At 67.5% G+C, this 10,557-nt stretch carries 11 protein-coding genes; 7 read left to right on the plus strand and 4 right to left on the minus strand.

Translation table 11 applies throughout. The features are described from left to right. Positions 1 to 200: 200 nt before the first annotated feature. The 4 genes from B9S61_RS35160 to B9S61_RS35175 form a co-directional block, all read right to left on the minus strand. Positions 201 to 1,523 carry an IS4 family transposase gene (locus tag B9S61_RS35160; protein ID WP_258040024.1) on the minus strand — a complete coding sequence of 441 codons (1,323 nt, stop codon included), beginning with the start codon at positions 1,521 to 1,523 and terminating at the stop codon, positions 201 to 203. Positions 1,524 to 1,736: 213 nt separating this feature from the next. Further along, positions 1,737 to 2,840 (minus strand): hypothetical protein, encoded by a 1,104-nt coding sequence (locus B9S61_RS35165; RefSeq protein ID WP_103545798.1) that lies wholly within the window; start codon positions 2,838 to 2,840, stop codon positions 1,737 to 1,739. Positions 2,841 to 2,984: 144 nt separating this feature from the next. Next, complete coding sequence (locus B9S61_RS35170) at positions 2,985 to 3,515, minus strand: NUDIX domain-containing protein (RefSeq protein WP_103545799.1); 531 nt, start codon at positions 3,513 to 3,515, stop codon at positions 2,985 to 2,987. A gap of 1 nt (position 3,516) precedes the next feature. Next, complete coding sequence (locus B9S61_RS35175) at positions 3,517 to 4,872, minus strand: transcriptional regulator (RefSeq protein WP_103545800.1); 1,356 nt, start codon at positions 4,870 to 4,872, stop codon at positions 3,517 to 3,519. A gap of 193 nt (positions 4,873 to 5,065) precedes the next feature. Here B9S61_RS35175 and B9S61_RS35180 point away from each other — a divergent pair, with 193 nt between their 5' ends. The 7 genes from B9S61_RS35180 to B9S61_RS35210 all read left to right on the plus strand — a co-directional run. Further along, positions 5,066 to 5,815: a hypothetical protein gene (locus B9S61_RS35180; protein WP_103545801.1), complete on the plus strand. Its 750-nt coding sequence runs from the start codon at positions 5,066 to 5,068 to the stop codon at positions 5,813 to 5,815. 79 nt (positions 5,816 to 5,894) lie between these two features. Next, the gene (locus B9S61_RS35185; protein WP_103545802.1) at positions 5,895 to 6,806 is read left to right on the plus strand and encodes a phosphotransferase; all 912 of its coding nucleotides are present in this window, start codon (positions 5,895 to 5,897) and stop codon (positions 6,804 to 6,806) included. After that, complete coding sequence (locus tag B9S61_RS35190) at positions 6,807 to 7,499, plus strand: bifunctional 2-polyprenyl-6-hydroxyphenol methylase/3-demethylubiquinol 3-O-methyltransferase UbiG (protein WP_103545803.1); 693 nt, start codon at positions 6,807 to 6,809, stop codon at positions 7,497 to 7,499. It begins immediately after the preceding gene. A gap of 15 nt (positions 7,500 to 7,514) precedes the next feature. Then, positions 7,515 to 8,060 carry an HAD domain-containing protein gene (locus tag B9S61_RS35195; RefSeq protein WP_103545804.1) on the plus strand — a complete coding sequence of 182 codons (546 nt, stop codon included), beginning with the start codon at positions 7,515 to 7,517 and terminating at the stop codon, positions 8,058 to 8,060. Between the two features lie 123 nt (positions 8,061 to 8,183). Beyond that, positions 8,184 to 9,611, plus strand: coding sequence for a hypothetical protein (locus B9S61_RS35200; protein ID WP_103545805.1), 1,428 nt, complete (start codon positions 8,184 to 8,186; stop codon positions 9,609 to 9,611). Positions 9,612 to 9,681: 70 nt separating this feature from the next. Then, positions 9,682 to 9,969 (plus strand): transposase, encoded by a 288-nt coding sequence (locus tag B9S61_RS35205; protein ID WP_103545094.1) that lies wholly within the window; start codon positions 9,682 to 9,684, stop codon positions 9,967 to 9,969. Continuing rightward, the coding region (locus B9S61_RS35210) for an IS3 family transposase (protein WP_107499724.1) at positions 9,936 to 10,557 on the plus strand (622 nt) is incomplete at its 3' end. The genes B9S61_RS35205 and B9S61_RS35210, both read left to right, overlap by 34 nt.

Here is a 10,557-nt window from a genome sequence, read left to right on the forward strand (position 1 = left end):
CAACGTCGCTTCTTTGATCGTTTCAGGGTGACTGTGGTCGTGGTGTGAGTGTGTGGAGCTGGATGGTGTAGGTGACGCGTTCGGTGGCGGGTTGATCTGGTTGGAGTGTGGGCCAGTTGACGTGTCGGGCCTTGGTGGCGCGGGGTGATCGGCGGCCGGGCCGTGGCCGGGTGGCGGTGCGGATCAGGTCGGCGCCGATGTCACGGATCTTGGTGGTCAGGCGTGGAGGGGGGAAAGTCCGCCCCGACGGTTCGCTGGGCGGCGTGCAGGGCGTGCTTGAAGCTGATCTGGGCTGGTGGGATGCCGTCCTGGGTCGCGCTGTCGGTGGCCAGGTGGCGTACGGACTGGTAGACGCAGAGCATCGCCCACAGTTCCTGGGCGACCATTTCGGGGCTGTTGGAGCGCAGGGTCGCGGTGCGGCCGCCGCGTTGCTCGACCTTGATCGACCGGTAGATCGTTTCGCTGGTCCAGCGACGTGCGTAGAGCTCGGCGAGTTCGGTGGCCGGGGCGGTGTCCGGGTCGAGGAGGGTGGTGATCAGGCAGAACAGTTCCGAGGACTCGGTGGTGGAGCCGTCGGCGCCCTCGGCGGTGCTGTGCACGGTGTACTCGATCACCCGGACGGTGATGCGCTGTCCGCGTGGCCCGTTGAGGCGGGAGAGACAGGTGCCGTCGTGGAGTACCTCGATGACGGGCAGGGTGAACGACGCGCTCGCGCGCCACAACAGCTCAGCGCCCCGGCCCGCGGCTGCGGTGAACAGGTCGTAGGAGGGGAAGCCCCGGTCGGCCAGCAGCAGCGTGCCCCGCTCGATCACCGGCAACAGGCGTGTGGCCAGGGTGCGTTCCCCGACCGCGAGGGAGTCGAAGACCGCTGCGATCACGGCCAGGGTGCCGCACTCGACCAGGGCCAGCAGCCGCACCTGTGGATAGGGCCCCTGCCGGGCCTCGGTCACAGGCCGGGTGTACGCGGCGGAGTTCGCCGCACTGTCGGGGACGTTGAAGGTGGTGCCGTCCAGCGAGGTCAGACGCAGGTTCCGCCAGAACACCCCCGGCGTGGCCGGCGTGCCCTGCGCTCCGCGCACCCGGTCGAACAGCACCCGAAGCGCCCCCGCCCCCAGCCGGGAGCGGGCCTTGGTCAGCGACCCTGTCGATGCCGGACGCCGCTTCTCGCCCCGCTTGAGCGGCCAGTGCTCCACCAACTCCCGCAGCACCCCGCCGTACCCGACCGAGGTGAACAGCCACATGGCGAGGGTGAAGTAAACCACCAGCCGCGCGGGCAACGACTTCACCGCGCGTTCCCGCGCACCGGCCTCCTCGATCGCGAAGTCCACCAGCTCCGGCGTGAACGTCCGTGCCAACGCGCCGATCCGTATCCGCTCCGGGAAGCCATCCCCCACCACATGATCACGAGCCACAAGCCCCGGATCCCAAACGATCACCCGGCAAGGAAGCGACGTTGGCCCAGGCCGCACCGCTCGGCCAGCCGCACCGCTCGGCCAGCCGGACCGCCGGGACCAGCCCGGCATGCGCGATCAGATTCGGGTCGTCGAACGCGGCGAACACCGCCGCCGGGCTGTGCGAAGATTTCACTTACGAGGTGCCTTGCTACTCGGGTCTGACGGAAGCGTGAGAACTCCCATCATCCCAGGCCAGCGGGCACCTCTCTGTATTCCTCCGTCCATAGCCCGACGGTCACGCGGTGGATCCAGGCTGAGCAGGCGCATATCTTCACGGTACGCTTAATTTCGCTCCCACTCATCGAGAAGCATTGCCAAACGCGTCGTGTGCTCGCAGATCTCTTGGCCCAGCGTGGCGAAGTCGTGCTCCGGGTAATATTCCTCGATCAGCCCGTAATACGGCAAGCTCAAAGACAGTCGGGGTGCAACCCGTTCTTCGGGGGTGTAGTGAACGAGCGTGTTACGGAAACCTCGCCCCTCTGCGTGCATGATAGTGGCGCTCGACTTATGACTCAAAATGGCGTTCAAGAGGCCCAGGGACGTGCTGTTCAGTTTGCTGCCGTACTCGGCCTTAAGTTCAGTGAGACTTGAGAGTACGTGGTAAAGCGTGATGAACCTGAGTTTGAGCATGGTTTCGGCCGAAGCGGCTGTCCGGTCAGCCGACAGCATTACGTCGAGAAAGTTAAGCGAGCATCGAAATGCGGATAGTGAAGCCGTTAGCTCATCTGATAGGGTCGGATCGTAGAGGCGCTTGAAGTATCGCTCAGACCGCCGGTCCCTGCTCTTGAGCTCTCCGAATTTCATGGTGGTCATGAACGACGGTCCGTGCCACGGCAGAGACTCGGTTGCCTGGTCCACATAGCGCGCTTGGGACTCGGCCACGGTCATGAGAGTGCGGCCGATGGCAGGGATGTCGGACGTGGCAATAGTGGGAATGCCCATGAAGAAACTGGCCACCTGAGTTGTCGTTACTAGCCGACTTTGGTACCGCCACTCGCCAAGGTCGGTTTCCAACACTCTGGCCGGTGGAAACCAGGTGTTGTTGAGGAACCTCTCTCGACCGGCGGAGATGATCGCTGTGAAGTCACCGAGGACGCCAGCGTGGCCAACCTTGGATCCATCGAACAGCTTGACGCTATGTCGCGCTTTCTCAATCACGGCTTCGTTGCTGTAAGCCAAGAGCGCCGCTCGCTGCGGGTCGATGACCTTTAGGATCCTATACGACTCGTAGATGAAGAGCGAGAGGTAGTTATTCATGCAGAATGTCGGAATGACCGAGTTTTCCTGGTCTGCAAGTATGCTCCCGAGGAAGCGACGAGCGACCATGAGGTCGCTTTCGAGCAGCTTGGTGGCTATAACGTTCTTGAGGCTGGCGCTCGTGCTCATCCAAGGTCCTTTTGGTGATACTTGTTGATCAGGTTGGGCTGTCCGCTAGTTGGTCCGTGAATGAACCTAAATCGGCTGCGAGGAGCAGGTGCCCAAACCGTGGATCCGCCGTTTCGGCTGACTCTAGCTCCACCCGGGTGCTTCCTATCCCCAACCGTCGAGAGACACTTCCGGGCCATCTGCGAGGTAATGGTGTAGGGCGCTGGAGGTTGTTCCCACGAAGGCGGCAGGGATGGCGTCGGCGTCGACCCAGCGGACCTGGGAGTGCTTGTGAGGTTCGCGGTTTTCGGGTTCGCCGGTCCATTGGTGGGTGGCGAATACGACCGTGAGGAATCCATTGGGGGACTCAACGCCCCAGGCTCCGTGGATGATATGCGCGACCTTGAGGAACTCGGGCGCCACCGTGAGGCCGGTCTCCTCGTAGAGCTCGCGGACTGCGGTCTCGGTGATGGGCTCGCCGGGCTCGCTCTTGCCAACGGGGAGGTCCCACATCCCCTGGGCGAACTTCGCGTTCTCGCTGCGCTGGAGGAGCACGACGCGGTTGGTGGCCTTGTCGTGGACGATGACGGCCGCGACCAGCAGCGTCATCGAGTCGAGCGCCGGCTTGAGGGCTGAGGGGCGGTTGTCGGTCTGCTGGGCCACGGGGTTCCCTTCGTCGGGCAGGTTGTTGGGCATGTTAGGCGAGGGCCTCGCGGGCGCGGCGGGCGAGATCTGCGGCCCCGGGGACGCGGCGGCGCTGGTAGACAGCGAGGGTGGAGCGGATCGAGGTGATGGCCTTGCGGGTGCGGTCGGAGGTCATGCCCTCCATGAGGACCAGGGCTTGGGTCCAGGCGGCAACGGCTTCGTCGGCTCGGGCCTGGGCGGCGAGGCTGTCGCCGAGGTCGGCGTGGGTGAGTGCGTGGACTCGCTTGTACTTCTCCGGGTCCCAGCGGGTGAGCGCGTCACGGTGCTGCTGTTCCGTACCGATGTGGTCGGCGAGGTCGGTCAGCGTGCGGGCGGTGTGGCTGGCCACGGTGCCGGCGGCGGGGCCGCTCACGCGGGAGAAGCTGGGCTGGGGCCCGTCCTCGCGCAGGAGGGCGTCTTCGGCGGCGAGCAGAGCACGAGCTGCCAATGGGTTCTCGCCGACGGCTGCGTAGGCGCGGGCGTGCGTGATGTGGAGGAGCGCTTCGGTCTGGCCGTCCACGTGGCCGAGGCCGCGGGCGAGCGCGCCTTTGACGAGGTCCACGCAGTGGTGGGGTTGCTTGAGGCTGAGGGACTGGTGGGCGAGGGCGCGCATCATCCAAGCGGCATGGCCGTGGGGGTCGGCTTCGCAGGCGAGCTGGTAGCCGACCTGGTAGTAGCGCTGGGCGGCGCCTTCGTGGCCGAGGTCGTGGTGCTTCCACCCTGCGAGGTAAGCGAGTTCAGCGACAGCGCCGAAGGCGGCCTGGCGTAAGGGTTCCGAGGGGAACCGTCCGCGCAGCATGGGGGCGGCGGTGTCGGCGAGGTAGGCAGTAACAGTGGTCAGGCCGTGCCCGCCGCCGAGCCGTTCGTCGGCGGCGCTGAAGGCTGCCGTGATCTGTCGTACGACGTCGATGTCGTCGCTGCCGACGTGGGAGCGGGCGGTGCGGGCACGGAGCATCCGCGAGGTGGCTTCGTGATCGTGCAGGAGCGGCATGGCCACGCCGGCTGTGGTGAAGGCGGCGATGGCGAGGAAGCGGCGGCGCTCGACGTCCGCGCGGCCGAGGTCGGTGACCGTGGTGATGGGGTCCGTGTCTGGTGGCGACTCCGCGTCGGGTGAGTGGAGGCCGAGCTCGGTTCGGGTGACGACGCGGCCCAGCCGCCGGGAGAGGGCTTCGGCGAGGTACTGGCCTGCCTGGCCGGACGGCGTGCGGGCACCGCCCACCCAATGGGAGATGGCCGACTTGTTGGTCTGGAGCAGTTCGCCGTTCTCGGCGGCGATGCGGCGTACGTCCTTGGCGAGTGCCTCGTACGTGCACCCGGCGGCGTTGATCGTGTCGCGCAGGCGGGAGCTGGCGCTGGTCGGTGTCGGCATGATCGCCTCCGCTCCGGATCCGTAAACCGTGTATACCGCTTGACCTCGGTCACACCGTACCCACCCTGCGTAGCGGACGGTTCACTTATCGACAGCCGCCCCCCTCTCGGGCCGGGCGGCCCCAAATTCCGTACGCCCTAACGGGCTCGGGCATTCCTGTGCCCCGGTCCGGACGATCAGAGACGGAGACACGGTGACCACCATCGACACCGCGACCATCACGGTCGAGCTGCCCGACGCCTTCGACCCGCGCTGGAACCGCCTGCCCGGCATCCAGGTGGACGGCCGGCGCATCATCATCAACCCGGCCGAGTACTTCTTCCGCTTCGAGTCCAGCACCTGGCTCGTCGCCGACTGGGACTTGGTGAAGGCCCAGCTCCTCGACGTTGACGAGACGACCGAGAGCGCGGTCGAGCAGCTCGCGCTCGGCTTCATCAAGGACCACGGCGAGTCCACCTCCGATGCGGCCCGCGTGCTGGCGACGGCGTACGGGGTGTACTCGTACCTCTTCCGCGAGGAGCACCTGGCCGGCCTCGGCCTGCCGCAGATCACTGCCGATCATCTGCGCATGCTGCGCGAGGCAGCGACGTTGATGGCGCTCAACAAGGTCGAGCTGGACGGGCACATCTCCAACGTCGGTCCGTGCTGGTTCTTCCCCGCCGCCACGTCCGTCGTTTTCGACGTGGACGACGAGACGGGCGGAATGCTGGACGAGGTTTACCACGGCGGCTGGTTCAACGAGCACCGACGGATCGAGTCGATCAAGGCCCACACCGCGCTCGGCGGCAGGCTCGTGCACGGCTGCCAGTCCGTTCCGGACCAGTCCGGCGGCGTCGTCGCGCCCTACGGTGCCTCGATGGCCAACTTCCGTGACGACCTGTCCGAGTTCAAGGCGGGCTGGATCGAGCAGGTCTACGCCCGCCGCGTGACCGCAGCCGAGTAACCCTGCCCCCAGTACGGCTCCGGGGCGGGCCAGCTCGCGCGCGCCCGCCCCGGAGCCCACCAGCCCCCTGGAGACCCCCATGGACCAGAGCCTGTCCGCCACCCTGCTGGACGACCTGTGCACCCTCGTCGGCAAGCCCCTCCCCGACCGTGCCGAGATTCGTGTCTGGGGCATGTCCGGCGTCGAACGCGTCACCTTCCCCGACGGCACCACAGCCGTTTTCAAGTATGCCAAGGAGCCCTTCGACCGCGAGGCCCAGGCCCTGCGGGCGGCATACCAGCGCGGGCTCCCGGTCCCCGCGCTCCACGCCACCGCGATGCAGGACAAGTGGATCGGGATGCTCATGGACGACCTCGGCACTCCCGTACGGGACGCCGACGACCTCGACGGCGTCGCCGCCGCCGTCATGCTCCATGCCGCCCGCCCTGCGGGCGGTCTGCCCCTCCTCGACGGGGCGGGCCTCGCAGCCCTGCCCGGCCAAGCCCTCGATCACCTCCAGCGGCTGCGGAAAGCCGACCGATGGACGGACTGCGACGTCATCGAGACCGCGCTGGGGAAGATCTCCGCCGCGGCCGAGGCCCGTGTCCAGGGGGCGACGCTGGACCCGTTCGGCTGGGTGCACTCCGAGTTTCACCCCACGAGCGTCCACATCGGGGAGAACGGCTGGCGCCTCCTCGACTTCGCACGCGCCTTCACCGGACCCGGCCTTATCGACCTCGCCTCGTACCACGGCACCACCGACGTACCGAGCCCTTTCCGCATGCGGGTGTTCCTGGAGCAGTACGTCACCGCAGGCGGTCATGAAGACGCCCTCGCCGCGCGGGGCGGCCTGGCCGCCGAGGCATGGGCCCTGGGCTGGCATCGGATGTGGGCCGTGGAGTGGTTCATGGAGCAGGCCATCCGCTGGATCGACGACCCGGCCAAGGACCCCGCCTACATCCCCGTTGTCCGCCGCCACCTGAACGACGTGGTCCAACTCCTGGAGGTCTAGGTGCTCGCCCAGGTCTCCCCCTGGTACGCCCACGCAGCCCAGCGCACAGCCGCTGCCCCCGCGCACGCCCTCACCGCGCCGGCCCGGATGGAATGGAGCACCCACGCGGGCATCGGTCCCGGCGCCGAGACCCTGGGCCGGGACCTGTGCGGCAAACGCGTCCTGGAGCTGGGCTGCGGTCCCGGCCACAACGTGGCCCACCTCGCGAAGCACCACCAGGCCCGCGTCACCGGCGTAGACCTGGTCGGCCTCCAGGTACGCCGGGCCCGCTCCCACTACGGGCACATCGACGGCGCCACGTTCGCCGCCGGCCACGCACTGCACCACCTTCAGGCCACCGGCCAGACCTTCGACACGATCTACTCCGTCTTCGGCGCCGTCGGCCTCGTCGCCCCCGAGCTCCTCCTCGCCGCCATTTCCCGACGCCTGAAACCGGGCGGTGTCCTGGCCTTCTCCGTCCCTCACCCGGCACGGGCCGGAAGACATCCATCCACGGACGACCGTCCGCGCGAGGACTACGTCACCATGCCCGACCGCACCCGACTTCCCCTCACTCGATGGGAGTTCGACGCCCGCCGCTGGGGAGCTCACCTCTCCCGGACCGGCCTGGGCACCACCTCGGCGGTGGAGCTGCGGCACCCGCGCCGCGACCCGTGGCCCACCACCCTCCTGATCACCGCACGCAAACGCTGACCGACGGAGGCAACGATGCCCCTGCCCTACCTGCTCCTGGACATCGACGGCGTCCTCATCCCCTTCCCGGCCGCCGACGGCAGCACCCCGCCCACCCACGTCCGCCACACCGTCCTGCCCACCGGCCGGCACCCCGACGACCCCGTCCCCATCTGGCTCGACCCCAGCCAGGGCTGCATTCTCACCGACCTCGTGACCAGCGGACTCGTCACCCCCGTGTGGTGCACGAGCTGGCGCAAGGACGCCACCACGATCATCGGCCCTCTCCTGGGGCTGCCCGACTTCCCTTACCTCGACCTGCCTCGCCCCCAGATCGCCACCAGCCACCCCGACGGCTACCTCTGGAAACGTGACCACGTCAACGACTGGCTGGCAGACGCCCCCGCCGTCTGGATCGACGACGACTTCACCAGCCTCGACCACGCATGGGCGGCAGAGCGCACAGCCAGGGGAACGCCGACCCTCCTCGTTCAGCCAGACCCACACCTCGGGCTGCAGCCCGAGCATCTGACCGAACTCAGGACGTGGGTTTCGCGGTTACCCACAGCCCACGCCACATGAGGGCTGGCGCCCTTGTTGCCATGAGCAGCGAGGGCATCAGAGTGTTGCTCAAGCTTGAGCCGTCTGTGGTCTGTGGCAGGTATCGGCACCGCTGATGTCGGAGGCGGCTGGAACACTGCGACCGTGATCAACGAATCAACCCCGGACCTTCCTGATGGCCCCGCAGACTCCCTGCCACCCGCAGCGCAGGCCGAACTCACAGGCACCGCCTGGGAGGAGCTGCCGCACTTCTGCACGGGCCGGCACGATGTGCCCGACACCCCGGACATCCTCGGCGCAGTGCTCGCCGCCGACCCGGCCCACCGGGTGCGGGCGGTCGGGGATCTGTACCGGCTACTCCTCCATCAGGCGCGGGTGTTTCCGGCGACCGCCCCGGCGGCCTTGGTCCTCGCTCGTCTTCTCGACGATCCGCGCACCCTCGCCGAACGCCGGTGGGAGCGGAGGGCCGGTCGGCGGCCGCTCCGTGCCGAACTGCTGAACTGGCTGGCTTCGTTCGCCGACATTGCCCGACTGGACATCGAGGACGGTGTCGGGGCGGCGCGGGATCTGGCCGCTGCCCGTGCGGCACGGCCGGTGCTCCACGACTGCATCGCGGATTTCTGCGACGCCGATGATCCACTGGTGAGGGAGGCCGCGCTCGCGGCCACCGCCCTGCTCCTTGCCGACCCCGGCCTCGTCTCGTCCGTCCCCCGGTACGCACCTGCCGTTCGTGCGGTCCTTGCCGTGAGCGCAGACTCGTACTACCGGTGGATCGCCCGGGAGCGCTTGGCTGCCTGGGGCGAGAGCGTCACTGGTCTTGTCGCCGCAGAGGAGGAACTCCGCGCAGCCCTGGACCGGGCACACGCTCTGGCGGACGACCCGTTCGGGGAGGGCCAGGAGCAGGCGATCCGCTGGCTGGAAGCGCAGCCCGAGGACACCGCGGCTCCGGAACAACGCGGCCGCCGACGTGAGGACCCGCCCGCGCCCACACATGCGGCCCCGCCGGAACCAGCACCCGAACCGCCGGTACCCGCCCCAGGGAGCGAGGCGGGGTACCAAGGCCCGTGGCGAATCGCCAGGCAGGAGGAGCGCGCCGAGTGGACGTTCACGCCGTACGTAGGAGTCGGCCCTCTGCACTTCGGGATGACACTGGAGGAGATCACCCATGCTCTCAGTGAAGGACCGGCCGTCTCGTCCTACTTCGCTCACGGCGATGGCCAACAGCTCAACTACGTCGATTTCGCCGAGATTGGGATCAGGGCCCTCTTCGAGGAAGGCCGCCTGGGGTGTGTCGCCGTGAACGCCCTCACCGGCCCCCAAGTGAGACTGGAGGCAGCCCCGCTGACCGGCTGCGCGCCTTCCCAGGTGGAGGACTGGCTCGTCCACCGCACGACACTGCAGTCCGGCAGCCTGACGTACAGTCCAGCCGCCGATCCGGTCTTCGTCGACTTCGGCCTCGCAATCCGATCCCAACGGGCTGGCGACATCGTCCTGACCCGACCGCTCTTCCTGCTCCATGACTGGCTCGATCTGTGGCACTCGCTGCCCAGTGAAGAGTGGAACTACGCCTAGTGAGGGGCCCCGAAGATCCCGGACAGGGACCCAATAGGGTTGTCCTGTAAGGAATCGAGGGAAGAAGCAAGTGGCACGTCCAAGTCCGTACTCGCCGGAGTTCCGCGAAGAAGCGGTCCAGCTGGCCCTGAAATCAAACAAGCCCATCGCCCAGGTCGCCCGGGAACTCGAGATGAATCCCGAGACGCTCCGCACCTGGGTGCGCCGACACGAGCGCGAGCACGGGAAGCAGACCGAGCCGCTCGCCGTGGACGAGCGGGCCCGGCTCAAGGAACTCGAACGCCGCATTCGCGAGGTCGAGATGGAGAACGCCTTCCTAAAAAAATGCGCGGCGTACTTCGCGAAGGATCCCCGGTAGCGAGCAAGTACGAGTTCATCGAAACGATGCGACTCGATACCGCGGAGTACGCGTACCCCGTCGAGTTCATGTGCGAACACCTCGGCGTGTCCAAGTCGGGCTACTACGGCTGGCGGTGCCGTCCCGATTCAGTGACGGCCCGGCGGCGCGAGGAATTGAAGCTGCTTGTCAATAGAGCGTTCGGCATGTCCGACAGCACCTACGGATACCGGAGAATCCACGCCCAGCTGCTGCGCTGGGGCCACGCCGCCGGCCCCGAACTCGTCCGTCAGCTGATGCGTGAGCTGGGCCTGGTACCCTGCCAGCCCCGTCCGAAGCGGTGGTCCCTCACCCAGGCAGTCGCAGGCTCGGTGCCAGATCTCGTCGGCCGCGACTTCACCGCAGAAACTCCTGGCGAAAAGCTCGTCGGCGACATTACTTACATACCCACCGGCGAGGGGTGGCTGTATCTGGCGACCGTTATCGACTGCTGTACGAAGGAGGTCATCGGTTATGCGATGGACGACCACTACCAGACGCCGCTGATAGCCCGGGCCGTCCGCAACGCGGCACGGAATCGCAGGCTCGCGAAGGGCGCAATATTCCACT

The sequence above is a fragment of the Streptomyces sp. SM1 genome, from assembly GCF_002910825.1.
GTDB lineage: Bacteria > Actinomycetota > Actinomycetes > Streptomycetales > Streptomycetaceae > Streptomyces > Streptomyces okerensis.